The organism is Microbacterium mitrae, from assembly GCF_008017445.1.
Lineage (GTDB): Bacteria > Actinomycetota > Actinomycetes > Actinomycetales > Microbacteriaceae > Microbacterium > Microbacterium mitrae.
The window spans coordinates 1,261,509-1,276,851 of record NZ_VRSW01000001.1 but is presented as its reverse complement, the minus strand read 5'-3'; the positions used below and the strand labels follow the sequence as shown (position 1 = coordinate 1,276,851).

At 63.2% G+C, this 15,343-nt stretch carries 17 protein-coding genes and 1 tRNA gene; 15 read left to right on the top strand and 3 right to left on the bottom strand.

Annotation, left to right across the window (positions count from 1 at the left end; translation table 11 throughout):
• The first annotated feature begins 32 nt into the window (after positions 1-32).
• From FVP60_RS05910 to FVP60_RS05900, 3 genes are all read left to right on the top strand, one after another.
• Positions 33-536 carry an amino-acid N-acetyltransferase gene (locus tag FVP60_RS05910; protein WP_147825286.1) on the top strand — a complete coding sequence of 168 codons (504 nt, stop codon included), beginning with the start codon at positions 33-35 and terminating at the stop codon, positions 534-536.
• Between the two features lie 127 nt (positions 537-663).
• On the top strand, positions 664-1,359 hold the full coding sequence (locus tag FVP60_RS05905) for a hypothetical protein (RefSeq protein ID WP_187240577.1): 696 nt from the start codon (positions 664-666) through the stop codon (positions 1,357-1,359).
• 266 nt (positions 1,360-1,625) lie between these two features.
• Positions 1,626-2,021 carry an SseB family protein gene (locus FVP60_RS05900; protein WP_147825285.1) on the top strand — a complete coding sequence of 132 codons (396 nt, stop codon included), beginning with the start codon at positions 1,626-1,628 and terminating at the stop codon, positions 2,019-2,021.
• Between the two features lie 161 nt (positions 2,022-2,182).
• Here FVP60_RS05900 and radA read toward each other — a convergent pair whose 3' ends face one another.
• Positions 2,183-3,547: a DNA repair protein RadA gene (gene radA / locus FVP60_RS05895; RefSeq protein WP_147825284.1), complete on the bottom strand. Its 1,365-nt coding sequence runs from the start codon at positions 3,545-3,547 to the stop codon at positions 2,183-2,185.
• Between the two features lie 148 nt (positions 3,548-3,695).
• Between radA and FVP60_RS05890 the strand changes: the two genes are divergently transcribed.
• From FVP60_RS05890 to FVP60_RS05860, 7 genes are all read left to right on the top strand, one after another.
• Positions 3,696-4,766, top strand: coding sequence for an alpha/beta hydrolase (locus tag FVP60_RS05890; protein WP_147825283.1), 1,071 nt, complete (start codon positions 3,696-3,698; stop codon positions 4,764-4,766).
• A gap of 33 nt (positions 4,767-4,799) precedes the next feature.
• Positions 4,800-5,864 carry a hypothetical protein gene (locus tag FVP60_RS05885; RefSeq protein WP_147825282.1) on the top strand — a complete coding sequence of 355 codons (1,065 nt, stop codon included), beginning with the start codon at positions 4,800-4,802 and terminating at the stop codon, positions 5,862-5,864.
• Positions 5,865-6,086: 222 nt separating this feature from the next.
• Positions 6,087-7,082: a siderophore ABC transporter substrate-binding protein gene (locus FVP60_RS05880; RefSeq protein WP_246132468.1), complete on the top strand. Its 996-nt coding sequence runs from the start codon at positions 6,087-6,089 to the stop codon at positions 7,080-7,082.
• 93 nt (positions 7,083-7,175) lie between these two features.
• Positions 7,176-8,120, top strand: coding sequence for an ABC transporter permease (locus FVP60_RS05875; RefSeq protein WP_147825280.1), 945 nt, complete (start codon positions 7,176-7,178; stop codon positions 8,118-8,120).
• On the top strand, positions 8,113-9,135 hold the full coding sequence (locus tag FVP60_RS05870) for an iron chelate uptake ABC transporter family permease subunit (RefSeq protein ID WP_246132467.1): 1,023 nt from the start codon (positions 8,113-8,115) through the stop codon (positions 9,133-9,135). Before FVP60_RS05875 ends, FVP60_RS05870 begins: the two co-directional genes overlap by 8 nt.
• Positions 9,132-9,890: an iron ABC transporter ATP-binding protein gene (locus FVP60_RS05865; protein WP_147825279.1), complete on the top strand. Its 759-nt coding sequence runs from the start codon at positions 9,132-9,134 to the stop codon at positions 9,888-9,890. Before FVP60_RS05870 ends, FVP60_RS05865 begins: the two co-directional genes overlap by 4 nt.
• A gap of 110 nt (positions 9,891-10,000) precedes the next feature.
• Positions 10,001-10,090 (top strand) — tRNA-Ser (locus FVP60_RS05860).
• Between the two features lie 65 nt (positions 10,091-10,155).
• Here FVP60_RS05860 and FVP60_RS05855 read toward each other — a convergent pair.
• Positions 10,156-11,310: a tyrosine-type recombinase/integrase gene (locus FVP60_RS05855; RefSeq protein WP_147825278.1), complete on the bottom strand. Its 1,155-nt coding sequence runs from the start codon at positions 11,308-11,310 to the stop codon at positions 10,156-10,158.
• Complete coding sequence (locus FVP60_RS05850; protein WP_147825277.1) at positions 11,303-11,839, bottom strand: helix-turn-helix domain-containing protein; 537 nt, start codon at positions 11,837-11,839, stop codon at positions 11,303-11,305. Before FVP60_RS05850 ends, FVP60_RS05855 begins: the two co-directional genes overlap by 8 nt.
• 82 nt (positions 11,840-11,921) lie before the next feature.
• On the opposite strand from FVP60_RS05850, the gene FVP60_RS05845 reads away from it, so the two are divergent.
• The 5 genes from FVP60_RS05845 to FVP60_RS05825 all read left to right on the top strand — a co-directional run bounded on the left by FVP60_RS05845 (position 11,922) and on the right by FVP60_RS05825 (position 15,337).
• On the top strand, positions 11,922-12,155 hold the full coding sequence (locus tag FVP60_RS05845; RefSeq protein ID WP_246132504.1) for a helix-turn-helix transcriptional regulator: 234 nt from the start codon (positions 11,922-11,924) through the stop codon (positions 12,153-12,155).
• A gap of 2 nt (positions 12,156-12,157) precedes the next feature.
• Positions 12,158-13,240 carry a hypothetical protein gene (locus tag FVP60_RS05840; RefSeq protein WP_147825276.1) on the top strand — a complete coding sequence of 361 codons (1,083 nt, stop codon included), beginning with the start codon at positions 12,158-12,160 and terminating at the stop codon, positions 13,238-13,240.
• 10 nt (positions 13,241-13,250) lie between these two features.
• Positions 13,251-13,994 carry a hypothetical protein gene (locus FVP60_RS05835; RefSeq protein ID WP_147825275.1) on the top strand — a complete coding sequence of 248 codons (744 nt, stop codon included), beginning with the start codon at positions 13,251-13,253 and terminating at the stop codon, positions 13,992-13,994.
• A gap of 367 nt (positions 13,995-14,361) precedes the next feature.
• Entirely contained in the window at positions 14,362-14,550 is a 189-nt protein-coding gene (locus FVP60_RS13340) for a WhiB family transcriptional regulator (RefSeq protein WP_147825274.1), read from the top strand.
• 7 nt (positions 14,551-14,557) lie between these two features.
• Positions 14,558-15,337 carry a hypothetical protein gene (locus tag FVP60_RS05825; protein WP_147825273.1) on the top strand — a complete coding sequence of 260 codons (780 nt, stop codon included), beginning with the start codon at positions 14,558-14,560 and terminating at the stop codon, positions 15,335-15,337.
• The last annotated feature ends 6 nt before the right edge of the window (positions 15,338-15,343 follow it).

The following is a 15,343-nucleotide window of genomic DNA, read 5'->3' as shown; positions in this document are numbered from 1 at the left end:
TTTGTGGGGCGGCAGCGTTCTAAGCTTGAGCCGTGACCGAAATCCTCGTCCGCCCCGCCCGTACCGCTGACGTCAAGGGCATTCGCGACCTGCTCGAGCCGATGGTGGAACAGCGCGTGCTGCTGGGCAAGGAGCTCGTTGCGCTCTACGAGTCGGTGCAGGAATTTGTGGTGGCGGAGGCCGACGGTCAACTGATCGGTTGCGGTGCACTTCACGTGATGTGGAAGAGTCTGGGCGAAATTCGCACCCTCATGGTCCACGCCGACTGGGCTCGTCGCGGCGTGGGTAGCGTCCTCGTCGACGCGCTCGAGGTGCGCGCCCGCGAACTCGGACTCAAGCGGCTGTTTTGCCTCACTTTTGAAGTTCCGTTCTTCACCCGTCACGGCTTCGAGCCGATCGGTGAAAAGCAGGTCGTCAGCGACGAGATTTACGCGCAGTTGCTGCGCAGCCCCGACACCGGTGTCGCCGAGTTTTTGGAGCTCGCGCACGTCAAGCCCAACACCCTGGGCAACACGCGCATGCTCAAGACGCTGTAGGCGCCCGCGGGTGCCATGGGCTCGGTGGGCGTTGTGAGCGTGACGATAGCCTGCGCTCAACATGAGAACTCGCCGCACTCCGCGTGCTGATCCCGGATTGCGCGTGTGAGGTCGTACGCTGTGGGTGATGTCAACTCCCACTCAGCGCCGTCATTCGCCCGCGGTCTACCGCCGGCGGCGCGTTGTGGTGTTCGGCGGACTCGCCGTCATCATCCTGGCCATCGCGCTGCTGATCTGGCAGCCGTGGAACGCGTCATCCACCCCCGCCAAGCCATCGTCGAGCACCTCGCCGAGCGCGAGCGCCACGCCGTCGGCTGACGCGGGGGAGACGGGCGACGGAACCACGGAGGGCGAGGTCGCGCCCAGCGACGTGCCGGTCGAAGAGTTGCCAACCGAGCAGCCCGAGGCCGAGGTGGTCGCGTGCGGTCCGCAGGATGTGCGCGTCGATGCCTCCACAGACAAGGCCGAATACGGTGCCGATGAGCTGCCGCAGCTCACACTGTCGCTCACCAACCTGACCGATCGCGACTGCACCATTGACGTCGGCACGGCCGTGCAGACCTTCACGATCACCAGCGGCAACGACGTATGGTGGCGCTCCACCGATTGCCAGGCCAACCCCACCACGCAAATCGTGACGCTCGGCGCCGGCCAGACGGCCGCCAGCCAGACGCCGCTGGTGTGGGACCGAACGCGGTCGTCGGTGTCAACCTGCGCAGACGAAACCCGGCCACGCGCGGGCGGCGGCGGAGCGTCGTACCACCTCGCCGTGACGATCGGTTCGTTCGAGTCACAGGGTAGCGCCCAGTTCATGCTCTACTGACGGCGTAGCCGTGCTGGGCTGGCGCTGAAAAAGTTGCGGGCCAGCATTGGGCGTTGAACTATGCAGTGCGCGCCAGGAGCGGTAGTCTGTCAGTGGCTACCGACGTATCGCAGACACGGTGAGCTGCCTCTGCAGAGTCATTACGAGCGATCCCCCCAACTCTCGTAATGATTACCCGGTCTTCCGGTGAGCCATGGCCCCTTCTGAATGTTCATCCCCCGTGAACATTTTGAGGGGGCCTCCCTTTTGCTCGGTACGCTGGAGATATGGCATCTTCGCGTTCATCCCGCAAGCAGGAGTTTCGGTCTGAGGCGCTCGCGCAGGCGTTGGAAAAGCAAGACATGGCCGCTGTGGCACTTGCCCTGCGCAACGGCAACACCGTCTTGCCGCTGATGAAGCCCGCCGCGAAAGACAACCCGTTGGATCGCGGCGAGGTCTGGACCTACCGCGACGCCGACGGCAATGTGGCGCTGCTGGTGTTTAGCGATGCGAAGAATAAGCCGGCAAACCTTCCGCCCGGCGTAGCGCTGTACTCGCCGCTGTGGCTGAAAGACTTTCTCACCCGCTACCGCGATGTGATCACGACCGTGTTCTTCGACATCGCCGGCCCCCACCCGATGCAGGCCGATCCCGCCGATATTCTCGCCGCGCTCGAAATCTAGCGCCGCGCTCGGAATCTAGCGCCGTGCTCGGAATCTAGCGCCGCGCGGGGTGGCCGCGGGCAATCGGCCGAGCCGTGCCTGATCTCGAAACTGGGGTGACGGCGGCCGTTGCGGTCAGGTTACCGAGTCGTGCGTCGATCTCAGAGGTGGGTGTGTGTGGCTCAGAACTGGGGTGCCTGCGGTTCGGAACCGCGGGTGCGGGTGCGCAGGTCTGAGAGTGCTCCGCGCAGGGTCTTGGATCGTTCGTCGAGCAGATGCTCGTATCCGAGCCGCTTGCCCTCGGCCCGGCGTTGTGACACCTGAGTGACCGGCCGGATTTCTCCCGCCAGGCTCAGCTCGCCGATGGCCGCCAGGTCAGACGGAACCGCGGTGTTGAGCACTGAGCCTGCCACCGCGATCGCGATGGCAAGATCGGCCGCCGGCTCCGTGAAGCGCACGCCACCGACGGTAGAAACGTAGACATCGAACGATGAGGTGCGGATTCCGGCGCGACGCTCAAGCACGGCGAGCACCATCGCAACACGTGCGGCATCAACACCGTGCACGATGCGACGTGGCGCGGGTCCGGTGCTTGCGACAGTCAGGGCCTGCACCTCCACCGGCAGCGCGCGGCGACCCTCCAGCGCAATCGCGACGCAGGTTCCGGGTTCGGGAAGGCCCCGCGAGAGAAACAGCGACGACGGATCGGTGACCTCGATAATGCCGGATCCGCTCATTTCGAAGCAGCCGACATCATCGGTGGGGCCGAACCGGTTCTTGAGCGCGCGGATAAACCGCAGCGAGGTTTGCCTGTCACCCTCGAACTGGCACACCACATCGACGAGGTGCTCCAACAGGCGAGGGCCGGCTACCTGACCGTCTTTGGTGACATGGCCAACGATGATGATCGGCAGCCCGCGCTCTTTGGCCACCCGAACCAGGGTGGCCGCAACCTCTCGCACCTGACTGGGATGACCGGCCGCGCCCTCAGACATGGCGGAAGACACCGTTTGAATCGAGTCAACAATGACGAGCTCGGGTTGCACGTCGTCGATGTGCCCGAGAATCGCGGCGAGGTCGGTCTCGCTCGCCAAGAACAGCTCATCGTGAAGTGCTCCGGTGCGCTCTGCCCGCAATCGCACCTGGGCGGGTGATTCTTCACCACTCGCGTACAGCACGCGCCGACCGGCGCGCGCTGACTGCGCAGCCACCTCGAGCAGCAGCGTTGACTTGCCGACGCCGGGCTCGCCGGAGAGCAGAATTGCCGCGCCGGGCACGATGCCGCCGCCCAACACGCGGTCGAACTCGCCAACACCGCTCGTGCGGCGCGGCGACTCGGTCGTGTCGATCTGGGTGATGGGCTTGGCTGCTCGCCCGGCCGATGGCGCCAATGCCGATACGCGTGGCTTGGCGATTCCGGTGTCGATGCCGAGCTCGACGACCGTGCCCCACTGCTGGCATTCGCCGCAGCGGCCTGCCCATTTGAGGGTCGTCCACCCGCACTCTGTGCATTTGAAGGAGACCTCTGTGGTTCGTCGGCTTGCCATGGTTCCAGGCTAGGTGGTGCCTCCGACATTGCCGACACGCCCGCCTGTGCACACGCCGCGGCGTGCACGGTGTCTGAGGCGTGCGCTACTGTCGTGCCCAGAAGACGGCACGCATAGACGGGTGCTGCGAACGGGCTCAAGGGGGAGTATGACGCTGAGCGAAAGCGTGATGCGAGGTGCGGCTCGCGCGCTGGGGGCGCTACCGGTTCCGGTCATGCGGCTTCTCGCCGGGCGGCCGCGGGTGGTCGACGGCAACCAGCTCTTTCCCGAAGTGCAGGCTGCGTTGCGCATGATCGACGCGATGCCGAGCAGTGCGTTTGAAGACCTTGCCCTGCCGCAGGCGCGCGCACAGATCGACATGCAGGCTCGCATCTTCGGGCGCAAAATTGACATCGATGTGGTGCGCGATCTGGTGGTTCCGACGCGCGACGGCTCCGTTGCAGTGCGCGTCTACCAGCACCGGCCAACCGACCGCCTTCTCGGCGCGGTCACCTACTTTCACGGCGGTGGCTGGGTGGTCGGCAGCCTCGAATCGGCCGATGCGGTCTGCCGCTTTATCGCCCGCTATCTTCGCGTCGTCGTGGTATCGGTTGATTACCGGCGCGCGCCGGAACACCCGTACCCGGCCGCGGTTCATGATGCGATCGACGCCTACCGCTGGGTGCGTGGCCAATCCGACTGGGGAGAGGTTGTGGCCGTCGCAGGCGACAGCGCGGGCGGAAACATTGCTGCGGCCGTCGCGCTGCTTACCCGTGACGACAATCCGCCCGATGCGCAGTTGCTGTTCTACCCGATCACCGATGTCACGACCGAGCACCCGAGTTACGCAACCTTCGCCGAGGGCTACATCCTCACGCGCCGGCAAATGCGTTGGTACCGCGACCACTATGTTCCCAACCCCGCTCAGCGCGCTGATCCGGGTGTCTCCCCGCTGCTCGCAGACCTGCGCGATGGTTCCGGCATCGCTCCAGCTCACATCGCGGTCGCCGGATTCGACGTGCTGCGCGACGAGGGCATCGCATACGCCGAGGCTTTGCAGGCGGCCGGCGTTCCGACCACACTGCAGGTGGTCACCGGCAACATTCACGCCTTCACCAATGTGACCGGGGTGGGCCAGACAAGCAAGGCGGCGCTAGCCGAGGCCGTCAAGCATCTCGGTCATCTTTTGCAACAAGCCCGCCGTCAACGCGAGCGCGCTGAGACAACGAGAACCCGCTAGCTCAGCGCGGATCCCACGCAGAAAGAGCGATTCATGTCACAACCTCAGGGTGCCCTGCTTGTTGGCTCGGTTAACTATCCCGACGCACAGACCACGTTTCGCACGGCCGCGACTGTGCTCGCGGGTTACCTCAAGCGCATCCCTGACGGCGAGGTCGGCAAGCGCTTTCATTGGATCATGTTTCAGCCTGATGTGCTTGGTCAGGCAGAGGGCATCGAGCGCATTGGCGCCGAGCCGATTCCGATGCCTGCGGGCCTTGACGCCCGTCCGTTGCGTCTCGCAGACGGCGTGGATGCTGCTGCCATCGAGCTTCCGCCGCTCGGTTACGCCGAGGCGGCAATCGATTCGTACGCCGAGTTCGTGAAGCTGCGCGACGAGGGCGTGATTGCCGCCGGAACACGCTTTCAGGTTTCGCTGCCGACGCCGCTCGCGGTGATCAGCTCGTTCTTCTTTGGCGATGACCGCGCCGCAGTTGACGCCGTCTACACCGCGGCAATTCTTCGCGAGGTGGCACAGATCGCCGCGGCGATTCCCGCTGCTGACCTGGCGATTCAGTGGGATGTCGCGAGCGAAATGGGAATTATCGAGCGGGCCGCCGGCTATGGCGCGCCGATGGAGGCATGGTGGCCGGGCGACCCCTTCGACGGGCTGGTTGAGCGCCTCGCCGCGTTGATCGATGCCATTCCTGACGGTGTCGAGGCTGGTCTGCACCTTTGCTACGGCGACGTTGCCGAAACCCATTTCATCGAACCGACCGACACCGCGCAGCTGGTTCGTTTTGCGAATGCCGTGACCGCTGCGGCGCACCGCGAGCTGACGTGGGTGCACCTCCCGGTGCCGATCGAGCGCGACGACGACGCGTACTTCGCGCCGCTCGCCGACCTGCAGTTGGGGGAGGGCACCGAGCTGTACCTGGGGTTGGTGCACCGCCAGGATGGCGTTGACGGAACCACGAGGCGCATCGAGGCTGCGCGCCCGTTTGCGCCGGAGTTCGGTGTGGCAACGGAATGCGGAATCGGGCGCGCGCCAGCCGATGCGACAGCCGGATTGTTGGCGATTCACGCCGACGTGGCCGCGCCGTGGTCCGATAACCGATAACAATTTTCGGGAGTTTTGCTCCTGATTTACGCCCGGGCGTGCCGCCGTGACTTTCGTGGCGCGTCCGGGCTTTTTCTTTGCGCGCGCGGTGATGGTTCCGTCTTCTCCCATCCAGAGGAATCGCGACAAATCATCAGATGAAGTTTGCAAGTCAGGTAAGGCTTACCTATGTTGGAAGGGCGGCACTCGCCGCGAATCCCACCAGATGACTGGAGCTTCCTCGTGTCTGTACGCCCTTCGATCCGTCGCGCATCCGTGTTCGGTGTCGCCGTTGCCTCGCTCGCTCTGCTTGCCGGTTGCGCATCGACCCCCGCCGCTGAACCCGAAAAGACGGAGACCGAGGCTCCCGCAGCCACCGAAGTCACCATCACCGACAACCACGGTGAGATGACCGTTCCGGTCAACCCCGAGGTCGTTGTCGCACTCGACAACACCGTGATGCAGACGCTCTCCGACTGGGACATCAAGCTTGCTGCCGCCCCCAAGGGCGTCATGGGAACGGTGTGGCCGGAGTACACCGACAACGAAGACGTGCTCGACATCGGCAACCACCGCGAGCCCAACCTGGAAAACGTTGTCGCGGCTGCTCCCGAGCTGATCATCGGTGGCTACCGTTTCGCCAGCCACTACGACGCGCTGAAGGCCATTCAGCCGCTGACGATTGAAACCTCGCCGCGCGAGGGCAAAGACCACATCTCTGAGCTGGTGCGCCAGACCGAGATTCTCGGTCAGGTATTCGGCCGCGAAGACGACGCAGCGGCGCTGGTCGAGGCCCTGGAAACCGCCGTCTCCGACGCCAAGACGAACTACGACGGAACCGCGACGGTTGCCGGCCTCATCACCTCCGGCGGCAAGATCAACTACGCGGCTCCCGGTGACGGCCGCGGCGTTGGCTCGCTGTTCACCACCCTTGACCTGGTTCCGGCCATCGAATCCGAGGGCTCGACCGACCACACGGGTGACGAAATTTCGGTGGAGGCCATCGCCGCTGCCAACCCCGAGTGGCTGATCGTGCTTGACCGCGACGGTGCCTTCCAGGAAGACGGCTACATTGCCGCCAAGGAGCTCATCGAAGGTTCTGAGGCGCTGAAGAACGTGCCGGCCGTGCAGAAGGGCCAGATCGTTTACCTGGACGCGAACTTCTACCTCACCGAGGGTATCCAGGCGTACACCGGTCTGTACGCAGACGTCGCCGAAGCTTTCGCGAGCGCGAAGTAAGACTGACGCGCCGGCCGGGTAGCTCTCTCTGCCCGGCCGGCGCCTCATTCCGTCATGAGCACAACACTTTCTTCCCCTCCGACGCGCCTGCGCATGCCTACGTGGTTGCCCATGACGCTCGGAGTTTTCGGCGTATTGGCGCTCGCCTGGCTCTCCCTGAACGTCGGCGCGTACGACCTATCCAAGGATGAGTTCGGCAATGAGCTGATGTTCATCACCCGGGTTCCACGCACGCTGTCACTCATTCTCGCCGCGTGCGCCATGAGCGTTGCCGGTTTGATGATGCAGCTACTCACGCAGAACCGCTTCGTTGAGCCGACGACGATCGGAACCACGGAGTGGGCATCGCTCGGATTGCTCATCATCACGATCATCGCGCCGCAGATCGGCATTCCCGGTCGCATGTTCGTCGCGAGCATCTTCGCCTTCATCGGCACCATGATCTTCCTCGCGGTGCTGCGGCGAATTAGCCTGCGCTCCTCGCTCATTGTTCCGCTCGTTGGCATGATGCTCGGCGCCGTGATCTCCGCGCTCACCGCGTACATTGCCGCATCAACCAACCTGCTGCAAATGCTCGGCACCTGGTTCATGGGCTCGTTCAGCGCCGTGGTGCGCGGCCGCTACGAATCGGTGTGGATTGTCGCGATCGTCGTGGTGATCGTGTGGATTGCCGCCGACCGCTTCACCGTTGCCGGCCTCGGAAAAGATGTCGCGACCTCCGTCGGCCTCTCGTATGAGCGCGTGGTCTTCATCGGAACCGCTCTGGTGGCGATTGCCTCCGGCGTGACCACCGTGGTCGTCGGCTTCTTGCCGTTTCTTGGCCTCGTGGTTCCGAATCTCGTGTCGATGGTGCGCGGTGACAACCTGCGCTCCAATATCGCGTGGGTGTGTATCACCGGGTCTGCGCTGATTTTGGTGTGCGACATTGTCGGGCGCCTGATTCGCTTTCCGTTTGAGATTCCGGTGTCGATGATCTTGGGCATGCTTGGCTCGGTCGTCTTCATCGCGATGCTGTTGAGGATGCGTCGTCGTGGCTGATGTTGTGATGAAGACCGCGCCGCGGGTGCGACCGGCGTTGGATGCCGAAACGCGAAGCTGGGCCAAGCGGATCACCGTGCTTGCGGTGGTGGCCGTCGTGGTCACGGTGCTGGTGCTCACATGGAACATCGCCGTGGAACCATTTAGCGCCGGGTTCTACAAGATCGTGGAGATGCGCCTGACGACGGTGGTCACCATTATCTTGGTGGCCTCATGCCAGGCGGTGGCCGTTGTGCTGTTTCACACCGCGACCGGAAACCGCATTCTGACGCCGTCGATCATGGGGTTTGAATCGCTGTACGTAGTGATTCAGACCGCGATGGTGTTCTTCTTTGGGGTTGAGACGCTGTCGGCGACGGATGGCGTCGGCAAGGTGCTGGTGCAGAGCGCGATCATGGTCGCCTTTGCGACGGTGCTGTACGGCTGGCTGTTTGGCGGCAAATTCGGCAACCTGCACATCACGCTGCTGGTGGGTTTGGTGCTCGGAACCGCCTTTGGAACGCTCTCTGCGTTTATGCAGCGCATGCTGGTTCCGGCCGATTTCGACATTCTCTCGGCGCGACTGTTTGGCAGCATCGCCAACTCCAACCCGGAGTATTTGCCGGTTGGTTATGTGGTGCTCGCGGCTGCGCTGTTCTTTGTGTTTGGCAAACGGCACCGGTTGGATGTGCTGGCGCTCGGGCGTGAGACCTCGATCAACCTGGGGCTTTCGTACAAGCGCGAGGTGCTGACCACGCTGATTCTGGTGGCCGTGCTGATCTCGATTTCGACCTCGCTGGTGGGGCCGATGACGTTCTTCGGGTTTATCGTGGCGACGCTCGCGTATCAGTTGGCGGGCTCGCAGCAGCACCGGCACATTCTGCCGTTCGCGATGCTGCTGGGCGTTGTGACGCTGCTCGGCTCGTACTTTGTGTTGCACCACATTTTCCGGGCCGCGGGCCTGGTGACCGTGATTATCGAATTTATCGGCGGCATCGTGTTCGTCGTTCTGTTGTTGCGAAAGGGATCGCTGTGATTCGCTTCACCGACGTCGCTAAGTCCTTCGGTGACCAGCAGGTGCTGGGACCGATTGAGCTCGATATTCCTGCCGGCGGGGTGACGGCACTCGTTGGACCGAACGGCGCTGGCAAATCAACCCTGCTGACGATTGCCGGCCGCCTCGCCGACGCGAGCCATGGTTCCGTCACCGTCGGGGGACTGGATGTGGCGAAAACGCCGAGCAAGAAGCTGGCGACCGTGCTGTCGATCTTGCGGCAGGAGAACCACTTCATCACGCGCCTCACGGTGCGCCAGCTGGTCGGGTTTGGGCGGTTTCCGTACTCGCAGGGCCGGATCACCGCCGACGACAACATTGCGATTGATCGGGCGCTGGAGTTTTTGAATCTTGAGTCGCTGCAGAACCGGTTTGTCGATGAGCTGTCGGGTGGCCAGCGCCAGCGCGCGTATGTGGCTATGGTGCTCGCGCAAGACACCGACTACGTGCTGCTCGATGAGCCACTGAACAACCTCGACATGAAGCATGCCGTCGCCATGATGGGTCAGCTGCGTCGTGCCGCCGACGAGCTGGGCAAGACGATCATCATCGTGCTGCACGATATCAATTTCGCCGCCGCGTACGCCGACCGCATCGTCGCGCTCGCGGGCGGCGAGGTGAGCCACGTCGGCACGCCAGACGAGATCATGCAGCCCGAGGTGCTGGAAGAGATTTTCGGAACCCCGATGCAGGTGCTGCGCGACGGCGAGTACCCCGTGGCGGTCTACTTTCGGTGATCTAAGGCGGGCGGTTTCGTGGTTCCGCCTGGGGGGCGCGACGCGCCCGGGGGTGCCGGCCGTGGGCGCTCGGTTTTGAGTGAGGCCCGGAGTGTCGTAAGCTAGTCCGCGGTGACGTGTCCGAGCGGCCGAAGGTGCAACACTCGAAATGTTGTGTAGGTTCACCCCTACCGTGGGTTCAAATCCCACCGTCACCGCCACCACGAAGGCCCCGCCTCTCCTAGAAAACACTGGGAAGTCGGGGCCTTCGTCATTCCCGGAATCATCACCGTGGCAACAAAGTGGCAACAACCGCTGTACGCCTAGCCTGATCGAGCGCATGCGCGACGCCGTCTAGATCATCGTCAAAGAGATCCGCGTAGGTGTCGAGCGTCATGCTCGCGGAGGCATGCCCCAGCATGCGTTGCACGGCCTTCACGTTTGCGCCCGAGCTGATCGCGAGACTCGCGGCGGTGTGTCGCAGATCATGCGGTGTCACGCGCGGCATGAGCGTCGGCGCTTCATCTCCTCGAGCCTTCGCCGCGGCCGCCGCTTTCGCCTCCGCCTCAAGGACTCGCTTCACCGCTGCGGAGAACCATCCGTCGCGGGAGTTCGGTAGACGCATGTGCGTTAGCCCGTCACCAAACACGAGATCGTCGCGGCTCTTTCCCTCGCAGAGCTTCGCGATCTGCAGCGCTAGGAACGCGGGATATGGCACGGAGCGCGTTTCATGGGTCTTTGGTGTGCCGACGTGCACGACCGCGCCGACCATGACGGCGTTCTCTTCGACGTTCACGCGCCGTCTGAGAGCGTCGACGTGCTTGACCCGCAGCGCGGTCGCTTCGCCCCATCTGAGGCCGGTGTAGGCCAGGAAGAGCACGAGCGTGGGGTGTGCTGAGGTTTCAGCGAGGGTCGCGACTTGCTGGTGTGTGAGGTAGGGCTTCGATTTCGGAACCTTGCGGGGGAGCGTGACACCTCTCGCGACGTTCCGGCTGATGCGTCGATCGTTCACCGCGACGTCGAGAACGGCCGCGAGGACACCGTACGCACGCAACACGGTTGTGGCTGACTTCTCGCGTGCTAGATCAGACACCCAATCTTGCACCTCGGAGTGCTTCACGGAGCCGATGCGACGTGCTCCCCAGCGCGGCTGTACGTGCGTCTCCCACGCGCTTTTGATGGATCGGTAGCTCGATGCCTTCATGACCGGCTCGCGAGCCTTGAGCCATCCTGCAGCGATCGTCTCGATGGGCTCGCGTGCGTCGGTGGGGTTGACGTAGTCGCCCTTTGATTTGCCGATCTCGACTTCAGCTAGGCGCAGCTCAGCGTCACGGCGCCGAGTGAATCCGCGTTCCTGGGTTTGGGTGTTGTCGGGGCGTCGGTAGATGATCCGGTAAAACTTCTTGCCGGCCTTCGTCTCGTACGCGTAGATGCTACCCATCGTTGAGAGCCTCGAGCCGTTTCACGGCGAGCGCCAATTGATCTTCGAGTTTTCGCACGCGGTCGCTGGCAAGCTTGCGAGCTGCACCGTTCTTGGCGGTCGCTTCGAACTGTTCCCATTCTTCTATCTCAGCCATTGCGCGATCAGCGGCTTGGCTCCAGTAGTCGAGTCTTTCATCCGTGCTGAGCCCCGTTTCGTTGCGCGCCCAGGCCAGAACCTCGGCGGTTGTTACGCCCGGTGGGACTCCGGTACCTGCGGGAGTGTTTTCGCTCTCGCGGGTGAGTAACTCGAATGGCGAAACGCCCAGGGCGACTGCGAGTGCGAATAGATCATCGACCGTTACCCTGCGAGCTCCCGCTTCGATTCGGCGGAGTGCCAATACGGGTAACGGCCATCCGAGTTCTTCGAGTCGATTTGAAAGCGCCACATAGCTGAGGCCTTGCGCGTTGCGTTGTCTCGCGATTTGAGCGGCTGCATGCCGACCGGTTGCGCCGAGGTTCAGCGATTTGAAGCTTTCATTAGCTGCCATGCCGAGATTCTAGTGAATCAAAATGATTATTTTCTAGTTCATATTGACTTTGGCGCAGATGCTCGCTCTAATAGTGATCAAGATGATTTGTACAACAGTCAAAATGATCGGAAGCGGAATGGAAAAGTATTTGACCCCCGACCAGGTGTGTGACCTGATTCCAGGAATGACACGGGGTGGACTTGCACAGCTGCGTTTCACCGGCAAGGGGCCGGTATATCTGAAACCAACTGCGCGCAAGGTTGTGTATCGCGAGAGCGACGTGATCGCCTGGCTGGAAGCGTCCGAGCGCACGAGCACGGCAGAGGCGGTCTGACCGTGCTGCAGACGCAGAGCCAAGCTGAGGCTGTTGAGCGTTGGCGAATGCCGTCAGGAAGCATCGCATCGATCAACCTGACCGACCCGCCCGCCGCCGTCGAATACGCCCGCGACATGCTGCGGGAAGCCGGAGCGTTCCGCATCGACTACGACACGCCCGTACAGGCATTCGCGGGCAACGAGCACGACGAAGTACGTGCTCGGCGTGCTGGACAGCAGAACGCCCCGGATGCCGTTGCACCGGCCCGGGGCGAGGACCAGAACACCAACACCTACGAAGGAGAACCGATCATGTCCAACGCTACACGCTCCCCCGAGCCGACCTCCACTGTCGACGTGTCCGCACTGTGGTCCGGCCAGCCCATCGACCAACTCACCGTCGGCGAGCTCGCCGAGGCCGCACGCGAGGCAGGAATGCTTCCAACTGAGTTCCTCGCGCTGGCAGTCCCCGAGACCGAACTCGACGTCGTAGATTACACCGGTGACGTAACCCAAGAAGAAGCCGACTGGGCGAACCAGAATCTCATGCACCGCGAGATCCGCTTCGTGCAGTCCGAGACACCTGTGGAATTAGTGACCGACTCTGCAGGGCGACTCTGGCGCCGCGCATTTACGATCACGTCGTACACGACAGACGAAGGCGAAGACTGCTTCCTCGTGCGCGTGCTCAGCGGTGCAAAAGACGTCGACCTCGAAGATGCCGAAAAGGTTCTACGCGACGCGCGGAGGGGGCATTTCCTCCGTGCAGGGTGGCGCGTGATTGACAACGATGAAGCCGGCAACGCTCGCCACACGTACCGCACATACCGCCTGTACCGGCCCAGCATTGAGCACGAGTTCAATGCGGTGCTTTGTGACGTGCAGAAGTGCCACCGAGACTGGCACGCGACCGACGGCAAGCACGTCCTCGACGAGATCCTTCAAGACCATTACACGATCCGAATCCAGCAATCGATCGATGGCTCAGACGCGACTCTCTCGCTCGACGTGTTCGACGAGCTCGACGGCGTTCAGACAGATCGTCTACTGAACGATCTGCTGTGGGCGCGCGGCGAGTGCGACAAGATCAACGGCGCGCGCTGAAGGAGTTGGAGTGATGATGGGAGCAGGACTTGCTAAAGCCGCATACTCGGTGGCTTATACTCAGGGGCTGCGTGAGCATGCCCCAGTGCGTGTGTATGTGTTCATGGCGTTGACAGCGTTGGACAACGATGCGAATCCAACCTATTTCGCCGGGCGCGCCTCATTGGCAGAGTCTCTAGCCATCGTGCCGGGCACGACAAGCGCGATTCGCGCCGTTGACCGTGCGGTCGGCGTGCTCGCCAATTACGGGCTGATCTCGACGCTCGCAAAGAGTGCACCAGGTCGCCATTCTCGGTACGCGATCCTGGATGGCGAGGGTAACCCTCTGCGGCCGAAATCTCCGGCTGCGATGGATACCGCTAGTCGTGGTGTTAATGATCACGGTTCGGATACCGCTCGCCGTGGTCTGACCGGCGATGGACGCATACCGCTGAACGGTCGAATGCATACCGGTTTCGGTGCGGAACACACACCGCTGAGCGGTGCCCTGAGGAAGAAGGAGGATAAAGAGGAGGAGGGACGCGCGAGCGCGACCCCCACCCGATCCTGTCGAATCCACTCCACCTGGGAGCATTCGAAGCCCTGTCGAGCATGTGCGAATGATCGTCGAGCCGCAGAGGCTGCGCCCGATCCTCGCCGAGATTCCACTATGAGTCCTCGCGTCCTTGATTGCGGCACCGGCAACCACCGCCGGTTGAACGACGGCACCTGCATGATCTGCGAGAACACCGACCCACTCTGGGAGGTTGCGTGAGCCACGTCAGCGAAGCGTACGCGGATCTCGGCGGCGGACTCAGCGCAGCACAAGACGCATCGCACCAAGGGTCCCCCAATTCCGCATACCCCGAGGCTCAGCCTTCGTCGGCGCCATCCGGCGTCTGCGTCTCGCACCTGTTCAATCCGGTATCCGGCTGGTGCGGTTGTGGTCTGCGCGATGACGGGAAAGTTGCCGAGGGCTCGCCAGCCTGGCGCGCGAAGGTGGACGCGAAGCTGTGACCGACCTGCGACCTCCCCAAGTCCTCCGCTCCCGCCTCCAGGGTCTGAGTAGTGCAACCGTTCGCGAGGGCGTGCTACGCCTCACACGTGAAAGCCCTCGAGAGTGGGCCGCGCTGCAGACCGCGATGACCCGGCACCGCGCTGCGTGCGCGAACGACTTACGATTCACCGCCGAGGATCCGCCGAACTCACACAACGCGAACCAGATGCGCCTGACCTGCAACACATGCCCAATCCGCGACCCATGCGAGGCCTTCGCCGTCGCCGCTCAACCAACAGCCGGCTTCTGGGCTGGCACCCAAGCAACACCGTGAGGAACTCATGACCGACCGAGCCTGCATCAACGGATGCATCATCCCCGCGCAGCACTTCGCCGCCTGCCCCGACTACGGAACACAAGACGCGACCTGCCAAGGATGCGTACCTGCCAGCGCCGCTGACGGCATCCTGATCTGCCACCGATGCCGCGGCCGGCTCACGCGCGCTCTCGAAGCTATCCCAGCACTCCTCAGCCATCTCCGAGAGCTCACCGACACGCACAGCGTCCGAACCCTCAAGGACACGCGGCGTAGCGTCGAGCAAGGCACGCTCGCCCCGGTCGACGTCGACATTCTCGACGCGATGCGTGACCTAGAAATGATCATCGGACTCACCCTCCATGGACAGAACCCCACCGCACCGGAGATCCTCACCCGTGCGCGCGAACTCGTGTGGGGGATCATCGCGCAGCTCCCAGAAATCGCGAATGACCACGCCGCGCTCACCGAATGGTGGAACCTCACCGTTGCGGCAACGGTTCCGGATCACCCTGGCTTCTGGACCGTGAACCGCGTCCGGAACAGATGGCCACTCGTTGACCGTCGCCGGCACGCGGGCCGCGAATGCGTCGTATGCGATCTCAAGTACGTCGTGATCGTCCCACCGTCGCGCGGAGGCGCGCCCACTTGGTACCAGTGCACAAACTGCCACTGGGAACGCAATGACCTCGACGAAGACGGGCTCTACGCGGCGGTATACGGGCCGTACAACGAGAGGGAGCCACTCGTTAGCACCGGAATAGAGCTGGACTCGCAACGATGGCGAAGGACAACAACGAATTGAAAGCAG